Origin of the sequence: Gordonia alkanivorans (assembly GCF_004011905.1) — a bacterium.
Lineage (GTDB): Bacteria > Actinomycetota > Actinomycetes > Mycobacteriales > Mycobacteriaceae > Gordonia > Gordonia alkanivorans.
The window spans coordinates 2,960,873-2,979,454 of the sequence record NZ_CP027114.1 but is presented as its reverse complement, the minus strand read 5'-3'; the positions used below and the strand labels follow the sequence as shown (position 1 = coordinate 2,979,454).

At 69.2% G+C, this 18,582-nt stretch carries 16 protein-coding genes; 4 read left to right on the top strand and 12 right to left on the bottom strand.

Annotation, left to right across the window (positions count from 1 at the left end; translation table 11 throughout):
- Positions 1-2: 2 nt before the first annotated feature.
- Positions 3-1,733: a proline--tRNA ligase gene (locus C5O27_RS13505; protein WP_127963843.1), complete on the bottom strand. Its 1,731-nt coding sequence runs from the start codon at positions 1,731-1,733 to the stop codon at positions 3-5.
- Between C5O27_RS13505 and yaaA the strand changes: the two genes are divergently transcribed.
- Entirely contained in the window at positions 1,732-2,514 is a 783-nt protein-coding gene (yaaA, locus tag C5O27_RS13500; protein WP_208651360.1) for a peroxide stress protein YaaA, read from the top strand. The two genes, C5O27_RS13505 and yaaA, sit on opposite strands and share 2 nt — an antisense overlap.
- On the opposite strand, the gene C5O27_RS13495 is transcribed toward yaaA, so the two are convergent.
- The 4 genes from C5O27_RS13495 to C5O27_RS13480 form a co-directional block, all read right to left on the bottom strand.
- Positions 2,515-4,014, bottom strand: coding sequence for a DHA2 family efflux MFS transporter permease subunit (locus tag C5O27_RS13495; protein WP_127962918.1), 1,500 nt, complete (start codon positions 4,012-4,014; stop codon positions 2,515-2,517).
- Between the two features lie 72 nt (positions 4,015-4,086).
- Entirely contained in the window at positions 4,087-5,286 is a 1,200-nt protein-coding gene (gene cobA, locus C5O27_RS13490; RefSeq protein ID WP_208651359.1) for a uroporphyrinogen-III C-methyltransferase, read from the bottom strand.
- A gap of 76 nt (positions 5,287-5,362) precedes the next feature.
- The gene (locus C5O27_RS13485) at positions 5,363-5,617 is read right to left on the bottom strand and encodes a hypothetical protein (protein WP_127962916.1); all 255 of its coding nucleotides are present in this window, start codon (positions 5,615-5,617) and stop codon (positions 5,363-5,365) included.
- Positions 5,614-6,609, bottom strand: coding sequence for an acyl-ACP desaturase (locus C5O27_RS13480; RefSeq protein WP_127962915.1), 996 nt, complete (start codon positions 6,607-6,609; stop codon positions 5,614-5,616). Before C5O27_RS13480 ends, C5O27_RS13485 begins: the two co-directional genes overlap by 4 nt.
- A 208-nt stretch (positions 6,610-6,817) precedes the next feature.
- On the opposite strand from C5O27_RS13480, the gene C5O27_RS13475 reads away from it, so the two are divergent.
- Positions 6,818-7,483 (top strand): response regulator, encoded by a 666-nt coding sequence (locus C5O27_RS13475; protein WP_006866875.1) that lies wholly within the window; start codon positions 6,818-6,820, stop codon positions 7,481-7,483.
- Here the strand turns inward: C5O27_RS13475 and C5O27_RS13470 are convergent.
- From C5O27_RS13470 to mqo, 6 genes are read right to left on the bottom strand one after another with little or no spacing between them, the layout of a single operon-like run.
- Positions 7,480-9,111 carry a GAF domain-containing sensor histidine kinase gene (locus C5O27_RS13470; protein ID WP_127963842.1) on the bottom strand — a complete coding sequence of 544 codons (1,632 nt, stop codon included), beginning with the start codon at positions 9,109-9,111 and terminating at the stop codon, positions 7,480-7,482. The genes C5O27_RS13475 and C5O27_RS13470 overlap by 4 nt on opposite strands.
- Positions 9,108-10,559, bottom strand: coding sequence for a cobyrinic acid a,c-diamide synthase CobB (locus tag C5O27_RS13465; protein ID WP_127962914.1), 1,452 nt, complete (start codon positions 10,557-10,559; stop codon positions 9,108-9,110). The genes C5O27_RS13470 and C5O27_RS13465 overlap by 4 nt, the downstream gene beginning before the upstream one ends.
- Before the next feature lie 2 nt (positions 10,560-10,561).
- On the bottom strand, positions 10,562-11,179 hold the full coding sequence (gene cobO, locus C5O27_RS13460; protein ID WP_127962913.1) for a cob(I)yrinic acid a,c-diamide adenosyltransferase: 618 nt from the start codon (positions 11,177-11,179) through the stop codon (positions 10,562-10,564).
- 25 nt (positions 11,180-11,204) lie between these two features.
- Positions 11,205-13,109, bottom strand: coding sequence for a VWA domain-containing protein (locus C5O27_RS13455; RefSeq protein WP_127962912.1), 1,905 nt, complete (start codon positions 13,107-13,109; stop codon positions 11,205-11,207).
- Positions 13,106-13,603, bottom strand: a complete 498-nt coding sequence (locus tag C5O27_RS13450) for a GNAT family N-acetyltransferase (protein ID WP_127962911.1) — start codon at positions 13,601-13,603, stop codon at positions 13,106-13,108. The genes C5O27_RS13455 and C5O27_RS13450 overlap by 4 nt, the downstream gene beginning before the upstream one ends.
- A gap of 32 nt (positions 13,604-13,635) precedes the next feature.
- Positions 13,636-15,162, bottom strand: a complete 1,527-nt coding sequence (gene mqo, locus C5O27_RS13445; protein ID WP_127962910.1) for a malate dehydrogenase (quinone) — start codon at positions 15,160-15,162, stop codon at positions 13,636-13,638.
- 152 nt (positions 15,163-15,314) lie between these two features.
- Between mqo and C5O27_RS13440 the strand changes: the two genes are divergently transcribed.
- Positions 15,315-16,376: an alpha/beta hydrolase gene (locus C5O27_RS13440; RefSeq protein ID WP_127962909.1), complete on the top strand. Its 1,062-nt coding sequence runs from the start codon at positions 15,315-15,317 to the stop codon at positions 16,374-16,376.
- Positions 16,373-17,770: a mycothione reductase gene (gene mtr, locus C5O27_RS13435; protein ID WP_127962908.1), complete on the top strand. Its 1,398-nt coding sequence runs from the start codon at positions 16,373-16,375 to the stop codon at positions 17,768-17,770. Before C5O27_RS13440 ends, mtr begins: the two co-directional genes overlap by 4 nt.
- 7 nt (positions 17,771-17,777) lie before the next feature.
- Here the strand turns inward: mtr and C5O27_RS13430 are convergent, their stop codons facing one another.
- Positions 17,778-18,581: an alpha/beta fold hydrolase gene (locus tag C5O27_RS13430; RefSeq protein WP_127963841.1), complete on the bottom strand. Its 804-nt coding sequence runs from the start codon at positions 18,579-18,581 to the stop codon at positions 17,778-17,780.
- Between the last annotated feature and the right edge of the window lies 1 nt (position 18,582).

Genomic DNA, 18,582 nt, shown 5'->3' with positions numbered 1-18,582 from the left:
TCTCAGCCGCGCGCCGCGGCGACGACCGCGTCCACTGCGCCGTCGACGGCCACCTCGGCGGCCTCCCCGGTGAACCGGTCGCGGATCTCGATGGTGCCGTTGGCATAACCGCGTCCGACGACCACGACCGTCGGCATGCCGAGGAGCTCGGCGTCCTTGAACTTCACGCCGGGCGAGGCCTTGCGGTCGTCGAGGAGCACCTCGAGTCCGGCGGCGTCGAGGTCAGCGGCGAGCTGCTCGGCACCGGCGATCGCGGCCTCGTCCTTGTTGGCGATGACCAGGTGAACCGCGAACGGCGCCACGGTCTTCGGCCAGCGCAGCCCCTTGTCGTCGTGCGACTGTTCGGCGATGACCGCCACCAGACGTGACACACCGACTCCGTAGGAGCCCTGGGTCAACCGGACCGGCTTGCCGTTCTCACCGAGCACGTCGACCTCGAAGGCGTCGGTGTACTTCTGCCCGAGCTGGAAGATGTGTCCGATCTCGATCCCCTTGGCGCTCACCAGCTTTCCCGCACCGTCCGGCGACGGGTCGCCGTCGCGCACCTCGGCGGCCTCGATCGTGCCGTCCGGGGTGAAGTCACGGCCGGCGACCAGCCCGAATGTGTGGCGGCCGGGTTCGTCGGCTCCGGTGATCCACGAGGTCCCGTCGACCACGCGGGGGTCGACGAGGTAGCGGACACCGTTGGCCTGCAAGGCCTTCGGACCGATGTACCCCTTCACCAGGAACGGGTTGGCGGCGAAGTCCGCGTCGGTGAGCAGTTCGACCTCGGCCGGCGAGACGGAGGCCTCGAGACGCTTGAGGTCCACCTCGCGGTCGCCGGGCACACCGACGCCGACGATCTCGGGATCCTTGCCCGGCGCATGAAGTTTCACCATCACGTTCTTGAGGGTGTCGGCGGCGGTGTACTCGCCGTCGAGGTTCGCATTGGCCCACTCGACCAGGCTCGCGATGGTCTCGGTACCCGGGGTGTCGCGCACGACCGCCTCGGGCAGGCCGTCGATCGGCTTCGGGTCGGGCGCATGCGTGACGACCGCCTCGACGTTGGCCGCGTAACCCGACTCCAGGCATCGCACGAAGGTGTCCTCGCCGACCTCGGACTCGGCCAAGAACTCCTCGGAGGCGCTGCCACCCATCGCGCCCGAGGTGGCGGAGACGATGACGTACTTGATCTGCAGGCGCTCGAAGATCTTCTGGTAGGCCTCGCGGTGCAGGTTGTAGGCCTTCTTGAGGCCGTCGTCGTCGAGGTCGAAGGAGTAGGCGTCCTTCATCACGAACTCGCGGCCGCGGAGGATGCCCGCGCGCGGACGCTCCTCGTCGCGGTACTTGGTCTGGATCTGGTACAGGATGACCGGCATGTCCTTGTAGGACGAGTACTCGCCCTTGACCAGGGTGGCGAAGAGCTCCTCGTGCGTGGGTCCGAGGAGCATGTCGGCACCCTTGCGGTCCTTGAGGCGGAACAGGGCGTCGCCGTACTCGGTCCAGCGGTTGGTGGCCTCGTACGGTTCGCGCGGCAGCAGCGCCGGCAGCAGGATCTCCTGGCCGCCGATCGCGTTCATCTCCTCGCGCACCACCTTCTCGATGGCCTTGAGCACGCGCAGACCCAGCGGGAGCCAGGAGTAGACGCCGGGCGCGACGCGGCGGACGTAGCCCGCTCTCACCAGCAACTTGTGGCTGGGCACCTCGGCATCGGCCGGGTCGTCGCGCAGGGTCCGCAGGAACAGGGTCGACATGCGTGTGATCACGACAAACCAGCTTAGTTATGGTGTTCCGGTGCTCGTCATCCTCCCTCCCTCCGAGACCAAATCCGACGGTGGGCACGGGGCTCCCCTCGATCTCGACAGCCTGTCGTTTCCCGAGCTGAATCCTGTCCGCAAACGGATCGGCGAGGCCATCGTCGACCTCGCAGGCGACCTCGACGCCAGCCGCAAGGCACTCGGCCTGGGCGCCACCCAACTCTCCGAGGTGGACCGCAACGCCGACCTGTGGCTCTCCCCCACCCGGCCGGCCATCGAGCGCTACACCGGCGTCCTCTACGACGCCCTCGACCACGCCTCGCTCACCAAGGCTGGCAAGACCAAGGCCGCCGAACGACTGGCCATCGGCTCGGCCCTGTTCGGTGTGGTGCGTGCCGCCGACGCGATTCCCGCCTACCGGCTGTCGGGTGGATCGAAGCTGCCCGGCATGCCGACGCTGGCGTCGATCTGGAAGCCGGAGCTGTCCCCCGCGCTCGACGCGGTGGAGGACTTCGTGGTGGACCTGCGCTCGGGGGTGTACCAGCATCTCGGTCCGGTCAAGGGTGCGGTCACCGCGACGGTGATGACCGAACAGCCCGACGGCTCACGCAAGGTCGTGAGTCACTTCAACAAGCACTACAAGGGCCTGATGGCGCGCGAACTGGTGCGCACACGACGCAACGTGCGCGACATCGACGGTCTGGCCGCGGTCCTGTCCGACGCCGGTCAGCGCGTCGAGATCGCCGCACCCGACCAGATCGTCGTCATCACCGACTGATCACTCGACGCCCGCGTCGGCTGCTTCCTGGGCGGCCTGCCCCTCGGCGACCTGTTCCGGGGTGAACCGCATGAACAGCACGACGATCGCAGCGATGACCGCGATGCCGGCGCAGGCCGCGAACGCGAGGCCGTAGCCCTCTGCCTGCGCGGCCAGCTGTGCCGGGTTCATCGTCTCGACGGGTGCGGTGGTACCGCCCTTGGACAGCGCCCGCGACGTCACCATCGCACCGACGACGACGAGGCCGACCGCACCGCCGAGGTTCTGCGCGACCTGCGCGAGCGCGGTCAGCGGACCGATCTCGTTGGGTCCGACTCCGGCCACCACCGACAGGGTCAGCGGGATGACGGCGAGGCCCACGCCGAAGCCGATCACGATGACCGGCAGGAAGATCCCCGGGAAGTAATCGGGGGCGTCAGTGGCGATCGACGAGGCGTAGAAGCAGCCGGCGAGGATGACCGCGCCGCCGACCAAGACCAGCCAGCGCGGCTGGATCATCAGCGCGAGCTTCGACGCGATCGCCGCGGCGATGCCGAGTCCGAAGGCGAAGGGCACGACGGCGAGACCGCTCTGGATCGGCGAGTACTTCAGGATTCCCTGCAGGTACAGCGAGATGAAGACCGCCATGCACATCATGATCATGCTGGCGAACAGGATCGCCCCGAGCGCCGCGACGCGGGAGGTGTTGTCGAACAGCGAGAACGGCAGGATCGGGTTGGCGGCGCGGCGCTCGACCACCACGAAGGCGATGAGCGCCAGCACGCCGAGCACGAACGAGCCGATGACGACGGGCGAACCCCAACCGTTGGGACCCTCGTTGACGCCGAGCACCAGCAGGGTGCAGCCGAGGGTGCCGAGCACCGCGCCGGGGACGTCGAGCGGCAGACGCTCACCCTGCGATTCGCGCAGCGCGATGATCGCCCCGATCACGACGACCAGGCCGATGGGCACGTTGATGAGGAATACGAGTCGCCACGACACCTCGGTCAGCACGCCGCCCAGGATCAGGCCGGCGACCGAGCCGACGCCGGTCATCGCCGCATAGATGGCGAAGGCCTGGCTGCGGGGTTTGCCCGGCGCGAACGTGGTCGCGACCAGGGCCATCGCGGTCGGGGCGGCGATCGCGGCCGACGCCCCCTGCAGCGCTCGGCCGACGATCAGGCTCCCCTCGTTCCACGCGAGACCGCACAGGAGTGAGGTCAAGGTGAAGGCCACGACGCCGACGATGAACATCCGCTTGCGGCCGAAGGTGTCGCCGAGGCGGCCACCGAGCAGCATCAGTCCGCCGAAGGCCAGGACGTAGCTTGAGATGACCCAGTTGGCGCTCGACTCGGAGAGGCTGAGGGCGTCGCGAATCCGTGGGAGGGCCAGCGCCGCGACGGTGCCGTCGAGCACCATGAGCAGCTGCATTCCGGACAGCACCAGGATCGGCAGTCCGAAGACCGGACGGAACTGGGAGGTGTCCACAGTTCCAGCGTGCACGGATCCGGGATTCGACATAAGGCACGACGGTACCGGCCGAGCGCGCCGATGTGCCAATCCCTGTTGGTTCGGTGTCCCGGATCGTGCGGCTCAGGCGCCTTCGGTGAACGCGGCCACCTGGCCGATGACGACGATGGCCGGCGGTCGCAACCCCTCGGCCTCGGCGACCTCGGCGGCATGCGCGAGATCGGTCCGCAGCAGTCGCTGTGTCGGCAGCGATCCGTTCTCGATCATGGCGACCGGGGTGTCGGCGGGCCGGCCGCCCTCGAGGAGGGCATCGGCGAAGACGTCGACGCGTTCGACGGCCATCATCAGCACGAGCGTGCCGCGCAGCTTGCCCATCGCCGACCAGTCGATCAGCGAGTCGGGGTGCCCTGGCGGGACGTGACCGGAGGCGATGACCACCTCGTGGGTGACGCCGCGGTGGGTCACCGGGATGCCGGCCGACGCGGGTGCGGCGATCGAGCTGCTGATGCCCGGCACCACGGTGACCGGTACACCGGCGGCGACGCAGGCCTGCAGCTCCTCGAAGCCGCGACCGTAGACATAGGGGTCGCCGCCCTTGAGCCGGACGACGAACTTGCCCTCCTTGGCGCGCGCCACGAGGACGTCGTTGATGGCCTCCTGCTTCATCGCGCGGCCGTAGGGAACCTTGGCGGCGTCGATGATCTCGACCTGCGGGCCGAGTGATTCGAGCAGTTCGGCCGGCGCGAGACGGTCGGCGACGACGACGTCGGCCTCGGCGAGCAGTCGCTGACCCCGCACGGTGATGAGGTCGGGATCTCCGGGACCGCCGCCGACCAGCGCGACACCCGGGGCGTGCGGCTCGACGTCGTCGACGGTCAGCGAGCCCTCGGCCAAGGCGCGGCTGATCGCGGCGCGCAACGCGGCCGACAGCTTGTGGTCGCCACCGGCGAGGACGCCGAACTGGACGTCGCGGTGCCGGGCGGACGCCGGGGTGACCGCGGTTCCGTACTGTGCGTCGTCGGCGCGCACGCAGAAGGTGTGGCGGCGCTCGGCCTCGGCGACGACCGCCGCGTTGACCGTCGGATCGTCGGTGCAGGCCATGACGTACCAGGCACCTTCGAGGTCGCCGTCGGCGTACGCGCGGCGGGTCACGGTGATGCCCTGGAACGATTCGACGGCCGGCGTCGGGTCGATGGCGATGACGTGGACGTCGGCTCCGGCCGCGATGAGGTTCGGCAGCCGCCGCTGTGCGACGGAACCGCCGCCGACGACGACCACCCTGCGGCCCGCGAGATCGAGGCCCACGAGGTAGTGACCAGACATGTGACGGAACACTACCGGGTGGCCGCCACGTCCCCGGCGCCCGCCGGTGTGATCTACAGCTGCCCGCCGGCCCGGTCTAGAGCGGCAGTTCCCCGGTACGGCGGATGTGGGCCCAGACGTCGGCGGCCGGCACACCGAGCCGGTGCGCGGCCGACTGCAACAGCGCCCCGAGCAGCTTGGAACTGCAGTAGGAGGCGTCGAGCGCGTCGTCGGCGCTCATGCGGATCTCGTTCCACCACGCCGGGTTCCGGTCGGCGGCCGCCTCGGCCATCGAGATCGCCGTGGCGAAACCGCGATCGCAGTCCACCCGCGCCGGCTGTGTGATCGTCATGCGCGACCCCGGGCCCGCTCGCGCTGCAGGGCACGCTCGCGCGAGGCCTCGAACTTCTCGACCTTGACGTTCATGTCCTCGAGGAAGGCGGCGAGCTGTTCGCGGTAGTGCTCACCGAGCGGACCGAAGTCCTCGCGTTCGAAGATGCGCCACTTACGCAGCACCGGCATGACCACCTCGGACATGTGCTGCGGCAGGTCGTAGATGCCTCCCTTGGCGATGAGCACCGCGTTGCGCCGGAAGTTCGGCATGGTGGCGCCGGGCATCTGGAAGTTGGAGACGATCGCGTAGATCGCGGCCATCGTCTGGTCGGGCACCAGGTCGAGGGCGCCGGCGACGATGTTGCGGTAGAAGAGCATGTGCAGGTTCTCGTCGGCCGCCACGCGCTGCAGCATGCGGTCGGCGATCGGGTCGCCGCAGGCCTTTCCGGTGTTGCGGTGCGAGACGCGGGTGGCGAGTTCCTGGAAGCTGACATAGGCGACGGCATAGAGCATGTCGAAGCTGTGGTCGCGCTGTCCGTCGTCCTCGGGCAGCGGGTTGAAGCCCGACGTCATGTGGGCCATGCGGATCTCTTCGAGCTCGACCGGGTCTACACCGCGGGTGACGACGAGGTAGTCGCGCATGACCACCGAGTGGCGGTTCTCCTCGGCGGTCCACCGGCCGACCCACCAGCCCCACGCGTCGTCGAGACTGAAGTTCTGGGCGATGACCCGGTGGTACGACGGCAGGTTGTCCTCGGTGAGCAGGTTGGTGATCATCGCGGCCTTGGCGGTCTCCGACAGCTGCGACTGTTCCGGGTCCCAGTCGACGCCGCCGAGCATCGCGAAGTTGCGGCCGGAGTCCCACGGCACGTAATCGTGCGGATGCCAGTCCTTGGTCATCCGCATGTGACGCTCCACCTCGGTCTCGCACACGGGTAGCAGTTCGCGCAGCAGGTCCGATCCGGTCATCCCGCTGTTGGTCAGTACCGGGGGTCCGATGAGGGTGGTCACGTGCTCTCCTGGTCCGAAGGTCGGGTGGGACAGGCGGATCGAGAATCCGTCGACAACCACTGTGCGCGTCGGGGCGGGTGTTGCTCGTGGGGAGAAAGTCCCGCTTCGATGGGGGCAGACGTCGCGAATATGGCCGGGACCCGGTCGCGGCCGACACAACGCCCGGTTGTGAGTTCTCGCAGCTGAGAAGGTCCGGTACGTTCAGATCATGGCTGACGATTCGACCCCCACACCGGTTCGCGTCTACCTCGTCGACGACCACGAACTCGTCCGACGCGGACTCCGCGACCTCCTCGGCACCGCAGACGACATCGAGGTCGTCGGTGAGGCGGCATCGGTCGGTGAGGCCCTCGTCGGCATCCTCGCGACCAAGCCCGACGTCGCCGTGCTCGACGTCCGGTTGCCCGACGGCAACGGTGTCGAACTCTGCCGCGATGTCCGTGCCGCCGAGCCGGACGTGAAGTGCCTGATGCTGACGAGTTACGCCGACGACGACGCCCTGCTCGCCGCGGTGCTCGCCGGAGCGTCGGGCTTCGTGCTCAAGCAGATCCTCGGCCACAACCTCGTGGCCGCGGTCCGCACCGTCGGACAGGGTGGTTCGCTGCTCGACGACCGGTCGACCGCCGCCCTGCTGGCGAAGCTGCGCGACGGCAGGCAGGAGGAGAAGGACCCGCTGGCCGAGCTGACCCATCAGGAACGCGAGGTGTTCAACCTCATCGGCGAGGGTCTGACGAACCGCCAGATCGCCGAGCGGATGTTCTTGGCGGAGAAGACGATCAAGAACTACGTGTCCCGCATCCTCGGCAAGCTGGACATGCAGCGCCGCACCCAGGTCGCGGTGATGGCGACCAAGCTGCGTGACGGCAGGAACTAGCCGGTCAGGGGTACCGACCAGGTCAGCGTCGTCCCGCCCTCCTCGCGGTTGCCGCGCGGGCGGGTCACGACACTGAACGTCCCGTCGCATTCCTCGGCGCGGCGGGTCAGGTTCTCCAGCCCGCGATAGGTGACGTCGGTGCCGATACCGACCCCGTCGTCGGTGATCTCGACCGTCAGCACGTCGTCGGCACGGACCGCGACGGCGATGTGTTCGGCCTGCGCGTGCCGCAGCGCGTTGCTCAGCCCTTCGCGCAGCACCGCGTCGATATGGGGTCCCAGCGTGTCCGGCACCACGGTGTCCACGGGGCCGTCGAACTGGACGCTCGGCGAGATCGACGCGTGCCCGGACAGTTCGGAAACGATGTCGAGGACGCGGCGCCGCAGGGTCGACCCGTCGGCACCGGCGGTGACCGTCTGCAGGTCGAAGATCGACGTCCGGATCTGCGCGATCGTGCGATCGAGGTCGGTCATGATCTGTTCGAGCCGCGCGCTGGCGGCGGCGGGATCGGTCGACCCGGCCAGAAGCGTCTGCACCGACATGCCCACGGCGAACAGTCGCTGGATCACGTGGTCGTGCAGGTCGCGCGCGATGCGGTGGCGGTCCTCGAGCACCTCGAGGTCGCGGGCGATCTGCTGCTGCTCGGCGTAGACGACGGCCAATGAGGCGATTTCGGCGACGCCGGCCAGTCCGGCGATCTCCTCGGAATCCCAGTACGGGCGGTTGCGGTGGGTGATGATCATCCAGCCGAAGGCGCCCGAGGCCCGCTGCAGCGGCTGCACGGTCGTCCAGCGGGCGCCCCGACGCACCAGCGACGGCGCGATGGTTCCGGCGCGCAGGACGGTGATCGCGTTCGCATGCGGTGCGGTGAAGCTGTCGATGTCGATCGGCTCTCCCGTGTGACCGCGCAGCTCCACCTTGCCGTCGAGTTCGGTGAGGAGGAAGACGTCGACCGCACCCACCAGGTCGGCGACGTCGACACACATCCGGGACATGGTGTCCGACAGGGCGATACCGGCGAGCGGCTCCGACCCGCGCCGCGCCAGCACCTGCATCCACTGGTGTCGGGTGCGGGCCCGTTCGAAGAGTCCGGCGTTGTCGATGGCGATACCGGCGGCCACCGCGAGCACCGCGACCACCGTCTCGTCGACCTCGGAGAAGTCGTCGGCCGAACGCTTCTCGGTGAGGTAGATACTGCCGAAGACCTCCCCGCGCACCAGGATCGGAGCACCGAGGAAGGTACGCATCGGCGGGTGGTTGGGCGGGAACCCGACCGAGGTCGGATGCGACCCGAGGTCGTGGATGCGGTGCAGCCGCGGGTCGTCGATCAGCAGCCCCAGCACGCCACGGCCGACCGGCAGGTGACCCATCGTCGACCGCTGCGCCTCGGTGATCCCGATGTGGACGAACTCGCTCAGTCCGCCGTCGGGACCGCGGACCCCCAGCGCGCCGTACTGCGCGTCCACCAGACCGGCGGCCACCTCGACGATGCGCTGCAGGGCACGGTCGAGTTCGACGCCCTGACCGACCACGAGCACGGCCTCGAGCAGCTGGCGCAACAGTTCGGGGTCGTCCGCGCCGTGGGTCGCCAGGGCGTCGAGGGTCTCGCGGAGTCGGCGTGCCGTCATGGGCGAGCCCGCGTCGAGGAGTTTGTCGGCATCGTCCACGACGAGGAGCCTACTCGGGACACGAAGCGGTACAGCGCCTCCGGGATGGCCGCCGGGTGCAGGTGCAGATACGACGCGTGGACCGCATCGGTGACGACGCCGTCGATGGCTGGCCGCCCCTCGACGTCGCGCCACGCCCACGCGGGCGACGTCGTGTCCCCGACTTGCACGGTGCTGCGGTGGAATTCGTGCCCGGTGACGCGCTCGCCGGCGCGGAACAGCACCGAGTCGCCGACGGCGACGGCGTCGCGGTAGCCGAGAGTCAGCTTCGGTCCGAAGCTGCCGGTGATGTCGAGGACTCCGCTCATCGGGCGGTCGTCGAGGCGGTCGGCCAGGTAGACCAGACCGGCGCATTCGGCGTGGATCGGCAGGCCCGCGGCCGCGTGTGCACGCAGGTCGGCCCGCAGTTCGTGGTTGGCGCCGAGTTCCTCGGCGTGTTCCTCCGGGAAGCCGCCGCCGATCACGACGCAGGCGGTGTCCGGCGGAAGCCGGTCGCACAGCGGGTCGAACGCGACGACCTCGGCGCCCGCGGCCTGCAGCATCTCGGCGTGTTCGGCGTAGCCGAAGGTGAACGCCGCTCCGCCGGCGACCGCGACGACGGGCCGCGTAGCCGAGGCGGGTGTGCCGTCGAGAAAGGGAGCGAGGGCCTCGGCCGGCGACCATTGCGCGACGTCGGGGATCCGACGCTGCCGAGCCGCGGCCACGATCGCCGGCAGGTCGAGTGCGTCGCGGAGGTGAGCGGTCATCGACGCGACGGCAGCGACCGCGTCGGCGCTGCGCTCGGCAGCGGGGATGAGTCCGAGGTGTCGGGACGGCACGGTCAGCGACGGGTCGCGACGCAGCACGCCGAAGACCGGGACGCCGACGCGGGCGCACGCCTGGCGCAGCACCATCTCGTGCCGCGGCGAGCCGACCCGGTTGAGGATGACGCCGGCGATGTGGACCGACGAGTCGTAGGACAGGAACCCGTGCAGCACCGCGGCGAGTGACTGACTGTGCCCACCTGCGTCGACGACCAGCACCACGGGTGCACCGATGATCGACGCGACGTGTGCGGTCGAACCGATACCGAGCGCGTCGGTGCCGGCGGCGTCGGGGTCGTCGCTGGTGATGCGGCCGTCGAACAGCCCCATCACACCCTCGACGACGGCGATGTCGGCGCCGGCCGAACCGTGGGCGAACAGTGGTGCGATCAGGTCCTCGCCCACCAGGTTCGGGTCCAGGTTGCGGCCCGGGCGCCCGGCGGCGACGGCGTGGTAGCCAGGGTCGATGTAGTCGGGACCGACCTTGAACGGGGCGACCCGGTGACCGGCCGCGCGCAACGCGCCGATGAGTCCTGTCGTCACCGTCGTCTTACCGCTGCCCGAGGACGGGGCAGCGATCACGACCGCCGGTGTCGCACGGGACATGGTCACCACTCGATGCCCTTCTGGCCCTTGCGGCCGGCATCCATCGGATGAGCGATCTTGCGCATCTCGGTCACGAGATCGGCGGCGTCGACGAGCGCCTGCGGTGCGCGACGGCCGGTGATGACGACGTGCTGACGTCCGGGGCGCCGGGCGAGCGTCTCGATGACCTCGTCGGTCTCGACCCAGCCCCAGTCGAGCGGGTAGGTGAACTCGTCGAGCACGTAGAAGTCGTGTTCGCCGGCGTCGAGCCGACGAGCGATCTCGGCCCAGCCGGCGCGCGCCGCGGCGGCATGGTCGTCGGCGTGCTCGGTGTTGGCCCGCAACCACGACCATCCCTGGCCCATCTTGTGCCACTCCACCGGACCGCCGGCGCCGGTGTCGATGTGGCACTGGCCGAGAGCCAGCAACGCCGACTCCTCCCCGACCTTCCACTTGGCGCTCTTCACGAACTGGAAGACCGCGACCCGCAGACCGGCGTTCCACGCGCGCATGGCCATGCCGAAGGCAGCGGTGGATTTCCCCTTGCCGTCGCCGGTGTGGACGGCCAGCACGGGCTGGTTCCGGCGCTGGCGGGTGGTCAGGCCGTCGTCGGGAACCGAGGCGGGAACCCCTTGGGGCACTGGATGTCTCCTTCAGTAACCGGTATCAGGCCGCACCGCGGGTCAGCGCGGTCGCGGACAGCTCGTCCATGGTCAGCAACTCGGCGCCGAGGTGGGAGGCGAGGTCGGCGGCGAGGCCGAGCCGCACCATCCCCTGCTCGCAGTCGACGACCACCGACTCGATCCCCCGGCGCCGGATCGCCGACGCCGCGAGCCGCGCCCGTGCCGGGGCATCCCGGCCGGAGGTGGCGCGACCGTCGGTGAGGACGACGACGAGCGGCCGACGATTCGGTTCGGTGCGGCGACAGCGTTCGACGACGTCGCCGGCCAGGGTCAGCCCCTCGGCCAGTGGCGTCCGGCCACCGGTACGGATCTCGGCGAGGCGGCGCACCGCGATGTCCACCGACTTGGTGGGCGGCACTGCCAGCGTGGCGGTACCGCCGCGTGCGACGACCACCGCGACCCGATCACGACGCGTGTAGGAATCCCGCAGCATCTCGACGCACAGTTCCGCGACCGCGGTGAGCCGACGGCGGGCGGTCATCGATCCGCTCAGATCCACCACGAAGACGACGAGATTGGATTCCTGGCCGATGCGCTCGGCGGCGCGAAGGTCGGGCGCGGCGATCCGGACCGACGACTGCGGTGCCCGGCCCGCCGCGGCGAGGACGGTGGCGAACAGGTGCACCGGCCGGCCGTCGGCGAAGTCGACGGCGTGGGTCGTGTGCCCGCGCCGGCTCCGCGCTTTCGACCGGCGGCCGGGGTCTCCGTCCCCGACCCCGGTCACGCGGAGCGCGCGAACCCGATGTCCGGTCGGCGTCGGGGCCGCACCGAACGCCGGTCCGGGGGCCGACTGCGACCCAGACTGCGAATCTTCCGGTGCGTCGGCGTTTTCCGGCGCCGCAGCGGAATCCGAGGACTCCCCCGGCTCCGGGGCACCGCCGCCCGGTCCACCCTCCGGCGGTGTCGGATCGTCGTCCGGGGAGTCGGGAGAGCCGGGGCCGGCGGCGTCCTGGCCGGCCGACATGGCGTCGTCGAGCTGGTCGTTCGAGAGACCGGACTCGTCGAAGGGGTTGCGGCGCCTGCGGTGCGGCAGGGCGAGTTCGACGGCGGCCCGCACGTCCTCCTCGTCCACCGTCGGAGCCCCGCGCCAAGCCGCGTGTGCGGCGGCGGTGCGCGCGACGACGATGTCGCCGCGGAGTCCGTCGACGTCGAGGTGGGCGCAGATGCCGGCGATGCGGCGCAGTTCGCGCGTCGGGATCTCGACTCCGCTCACCGCTTCCCGGGCCGCATGAATCCGTTGTGCCAGTTCATGTTCGGTTTCGAGGTACTCGGCCGCGAACCCGTCCGGGTCGGCGTCGAACGCCATCCGCCGCCGGATGACCTCGACACGTTCGTCGAGATCCTTGCCCGCGGCGACGTCGACCGCCAGCCCGAAGCGGTCGAGCAGCTGCGGGCGCAGCTCCCCCTCCTCCGGATTCATGGTGCCGACGAGCACGAAATTCGCTGCCTGCGTGTGGGATACACCGTCACGCTCGATGGTGACGCGTCCACTCGCGGCGGCATCGAGCAGGACGTCGACGAGATGGTCGGCGAGCAGGTTGACCTCGTCGATGTAGAGGACGCCCCGATGGGCGCGGGCGAGCAGCCCGGGGGTGAACTCCGCACGACCGTCGCGCAGTACGGAGGTGAGGTCGAGGGAACCGATCACGCGGTCCTCGGTCGCACCGATCGGCAGTTCGACGACACGCCCGGAGCCATCGTCGCCGCCGATCAACGGACCGAGCCCGCGCACGATGGTGGACTTCGCCGTGCCCTTCTCACCGCGGATCAGGACGCCGCCGATGCTCGGCGAGATGGCGGAGAGAACCAGGGCCAGCTTGAGCTGTTCCTGTCCGACGACCGCGCTGAACGGATAGCGGACCGGGGCCGGTTCCGGGACGTCGGTCATCGCGGACCGGATCGGAGCATCGACACGTGCGGGATCCCATCTTCGAGGTACTCGTCGCCCTCGGCGACGAAACCGAACTTGCCGTACATCTCGGTGAGGTAGGCCTGCGCCTCGATCCGGCAGGGTCGGTCCCCGACCTCGTCGAGCGCAACCGTCAGGAGCCGGGCGACCAGCCCATGGCCGCGATGCGCCCGTGCCGTGCAGGCACGCCCGATCCGGTAGACGGTCCCACCGTCCGGCCCCGGCGGCTCTTCGAGGAGTCGCAGGGTCGCCAGCACGGCGTCGTCGTCGGGTTCGCCGCTCTCGGTGATCCAGAACTGACGCGTCGTCGGCTCGAGGTCACGGCCGTCGATCTCCGGGTACGGACAGGCCTGCTCCACGACGAACACATCGACCCGGAGCCGCAGGAGCCGGTACAGCGTGGCCGCGTCGATCTCGGCAGACGTACTGCGGTGTACCTGCGGGCGCCGGTCGTGCTGCGGTTCAGGACTCATGTGTCGTGGTTAGCACAGATGACCGCCCGGGATCACCCTGCGGTGGCGGGGGCGAGCGCGCCGGTCTGGACGGTGCTCGCATCGCGACCGGTCAGCCGCAGGGACTTGTTGGTCCAATCCCACACCTGTCGGTACAGGTCACGGTTGTCGTTGAGCGTCTGACCGAACGACGGGATGATCTCGGTGAGCTTCGGCGACCAGCCGGCGTATTCGGCCGGGAAGCACTTCTCGAGCACCGAGAGCATCGCCGGAACCGCGGTCGAGGCACCCGGGGACGCACCGAGCAGGCCGGACATGGTGCCGTCCTCGGAGGTCACCACGGCCGTACCGAACTCGAGCTTGCCGCCGACGCCGGTCTTGCGGATGACCTGGACGCGCTGACCTGCGGTGATGAGCTCCCAGTCGGCTCCGAGCGCACGCGGCACGAACTCCGACAGCGTGTTGACGCGGTCGGCCTTGTTCGCGGCGAGCTCGCTGATGAGGTACTTGAGCAGGCCGAACTCCTGCGGCGCGATCGAGACCATCGGCAGCAGGTTGCCGGGCTTGATCGAGGCGGGCAGGTCGGTGATCTTTCCCGACTTGAGGAACTTGGGCGACCAGCCGGCGTACGGGCCGAACAGCAGGCCCGGCTTGTGGTTGATCACACGGGTGTCGAGGTGCGGCACCGACATCGGCGGTGCGCCGACGGCGGCCTGGCCGTAGACCTTGGCCTGGTGCTCACCGATGAGGTCGGGGTTGGTGCAGCGGAAGAACTCGCCCGAGACCGGGAAGCCACCGAAGCCCTTGGCCTCCTTGATGCCCGACTTCTGCAGCAGGTGCAGCGCACCGCCGCCGGCGCCGACGAAGACGAACTTCGCATGGACTTTCAGGACGTCGCCGGTGCGGCCGTTGCGGACCTTGACGATCCAGCTGCCGTCGGACTGCTTGGACAGGTTGGTCACCGAGTGACCGAAGTAGATGTCGGCGCCCTGCGCGACATAGTTGAGCAGCTGCTGGGTCAGCGCGCCGAAGTCTACGTCGGTGCCCTGGTCGAACCAGTTCAGCGCGACCGGGTCGGAGAAGTCGCGACCGGCCGACATCAGCGGGAGACGCTTGGTGAACTCGGCGGGATCGTCGATGAACTCCATGCCCTCGAACAGGGTCTGTCCTGCGAGGTTGTCGTAGCGCTTGCGCAGGTACTTCACGCCGGCGTCGCCGTGGGTGAAGGCGACGTGCGGGATCGGGTTGATGAACTCCGAGGGATCGCCGAGGATGCCCTTGTCGACCGCATGTGCCCAGAACTGACGCGACACCTGGAACTGCTCGTTGATGTTGAGCGCCTTGGTGATGTCGACGTCGCCGTCGGCGGTCTTGGGCGTGTAGTTGAGCTCACACAGCGCCGAGTGCCCGGTGCCCGCGTTGTTCCACGGGTCGCTGCTCTCCGCCGCAGCGGCGTCGAGCCGTTCGAACAGGCTGATCGACCAATCGGGCTGCAGCTGACGGAGCAGCGCTCCCAGGGTGGCACTCATGATGCCTGCACCCACCAACGCCACGTCGGTCTTGATCACCGTTTTCGACACCTGGACTCCACTTCAACCTGATCAACGATCTCTACATCGGCCATTGTCCAGCATGGCACGTCCTGTCACAGAATCGACCTGCTCAACTGTGGCATCCGTGACACTTCCGCGGCGTCCCCTGCCCGAGCAGACGGGTCACTAAGCTGGCTGCTGTGAGCGTATCCGCAGGCACCGGCTGGCAACCCGACCGCTTCCTGGACCACTACCAACTCCGCACCATCCCGCTGGGCGACGATCCGGACGGGGAATCACCCGTCACCGCGACCCTGATCCGCCGCGCCGAGGCGGGTGCGCGGATCGCCGGTCCGCGGCCCGTGGCCGGCGCGGTGCTCTATGTCCACGGCTTCACCGACTACTTCTTCCACGAGCCGCTGGCCGATTTCTTCACCGCCCGCGGCTACGCGTTCTACGCGATCGACCTGCGTAAGTGCGGACGGTCGCGGGAGAGCCACCACACCGCCCACTTCACGACGGACCTCGCTCGATACGACGAGGAACTCGGCCTCGCGCTCGAGCTGATCGCCGAGGAGGTGGGTGCGGACACCCGCACGATCATCGCCGGGCATTCGACGGGTGGCCTGATCACCGCGCTGTGGCTCGACCGGCTGCGCGAGCAGGACCCGGCCCGGCACGGGCTCGTCGACGGCCTGCTGCTCAACTCGCCGTGGCTGGATCTCCAGGGCGACGCCGTCCTGCGGACGCTGCCGGTGACGATGCTGATCAAGGCGGTGGCCGCGGTGCAACCCACCCGCGTGATCCCGCAGGAACTCTCCTCGGCCTACGGCGAGAGTCTTCACGAGAGTGCGCACGGCGAGTGGAGTTACGACCTCGCCCTCAAACCGATGGGCGGTTTCCCGGTCACCTTCGGGTTCCTGAACGCGGTCCGGAGCGCGCAACGACGTCTGCACCGCGGCATCGACGTCGGCACGCCGGCGCTCGTGTTGCGTTCGGACAAGACCCATTTCGCGAAGACCTACTCGGCGTCGACCGATCGCGCCGACGCCGTCCTCGACGTCCGCCAGATCGCCCGCTGGAGCGGGTGTCTCGGCGGGCGCGTGTCGACCGTCCCCATCCCCGACGCCCGCCACGACGTGTTCCTCTCCGTGCCGCATGCCCGTGAGCACGCGTATCGCGAGGTCGACGACTGGCTCGCACGCACCATCCGGCCCGCGACCGAATCCTCGGAAACCAGCAGAAAAGAGAGCACCCTATGACCGCCACGCAGGTCGTCGACCTGGCCATCATCGGCTCCGGCAGCGGCAACTCCATCCCCGACGAGCGCTATGCCGACACGACGATCGCCATCTTCGAGGAAGGCGTGTACGGCGGCACCTGCCTCAACGTCGGCTGCATCCCGACCAAGATGTTCGTCTACGCGGCGGAGGTCGCCGAGATCGCCACGCAGGGCGCGCGTCTCGGGGTCCACGCCAAGGTCGACTCGGTGGACTGGCCCGGCATCGTCGAGCGCGTCTTCGGGCGGATCGACCCGATCTCCGAGGGCGGCAAGGAGTATCGCGTCGACCGGTGCGAGAACATCACCGTCTACAGCTCCCATGTCGAGTTCGACGGCCGGGACGAGGACAGCCTCTACCGTCTCGTCACCGCCGACGGCGAAACGGTTCTCGCCCGTGAGGTCGTCCTGGCCGCCGGCTCGCGCGCGGTCATCCCACCGGTCATCGCCGATTCCGGCGTGACGTACTACACCAACAACGACGTGATGCGTCTGCCGGAACTGCCCGAGCGACTCGTCATCGTCGGAAGCGGTTACATCGCAGCTGAATTCGCGCACGTCTTCGGCGCTCTCGGCTCCCGGGTGTCGATCATCGCCCGCGGCCCCGCGCTGTTACGCAAGCAGGATGCCGACATCTCGAACCGTTTCACCGAGGTGGCCAAGGAGAAGTGGGACGTCCACCTCGACACCGGCATCACCGGTGCGGAGGACCTGCCCGACGGCGGTGTCCGCCTGCAGTTCGACGACGGGACGCACCTGGAGGCCGACGTCCTGCTCGTCGCCACCGGCCGGAAGCCCAACGGCGACCGCCTCAACCTCTCCTCGGTCGGCATCGAACTCGACGAGGAGGGCCGGGTGCGCTGCGACATCCACGGCCGGACCGACGCGCGCGGGGTGTGGGCGCTCGGTGACGTCAGCTCGCCGTACCAGCTCAAGCACGTCGCCAACCACGAGGAGCGGGTGGTGCAGGCCAACCTGCTGAAGGGCTGGGATGCAGACGATCTCGTCGAGTTCGACCACCGGTTCGTCCCGGCGGCCGTCTTCACACACCCGCAGATCGCCTCGGTGGGGCTGACCGAAGACGAGGCCCGCGACGCCGGATACGACATCACGGTCAAGGTCCAGGCCTACGGTGACGTCGCCTACGGCTGGGCGATGGAGGACACCACCGGTTTCTGCAAGGTGATCGCCGAACGCGGCACCGGCAAGATCCTCGGCACGCACATCATCGGCCCGCAGGCCCCGACCGTCATCCAGCCGGTCATCCAGGCGATGTCGTTCGGCCAGACCGCCCTCGAGGTCGCCAAGGGGCAGTACTGGATCCACCCGGCGATGCCCGAGGTGCTCGAGAACGCGCTGTTGGGTCTGGAGATCTAGTGGCGATCTAGAACACCGTCGACCGCAGGGCGATCTCGCTGGCCAGTTCGGCGGGAGCGTTCTGCGGAATCCAGTGGTCGACGCCGGCCAGTTCGCAGAACCGGAAGTCGGAGTAGGCGTACCGGCCGCTGCCCTGCGCCTGCTCACGGCCGAGCGCGGCGTCGGCGTCGCTCCAGACGAGCGTCGTCGGGATCTCCACCGGCGGGCACGCCATGGTGCCCTTGATGTCGCCGACGAAGTTGGCCCGGTACCAGTTCACTGCAGCCCGCAGGGCGCCCGGTTCGCGCAGCGGGGCGAGCTCCTCGGCGGTGACCCCGGCCGCGCGCAGCTTGGCGCCGTCGTCGGCGAGGAGTGTCTCCTCGGCGCCGTCGGCGACGAAATCGAGGATGTAGGACGATCGTTCGCGCTGATCGCTCGCCGCGAGTGCATCCCGCATCGCCGACGGGTGGCCGGTGCTGGCGACCACCAGACCGGTGAACCGGTCGGGGTACTTGCCCGCGAGATGCCACGCGACGATGCCGCCCCAGTCGTGCCCGACGAGGATCGCGTACCCGACCTTCAGTTCGTCGAGCACGGCGATCACATCCGACACCAGGTGGCTGAGGTGATAGTCCTCGACGGCCTCGGGTCGTGCGCCGGGGCTGTAGCCGCGCTGGTTCAGGACCAACGTCCGCAGGCCCGATTCGTGGAGTCGCGGGAGCACCGCGTCGTAGCAGGATCCGTCCACCGGGAATCCGTGAAGCAGCAGGACCCACGGGCCCCGTTCCGGTCCCCCGATCCGGACGTCGAAGGTGAGGCCGTTGACGGTCACC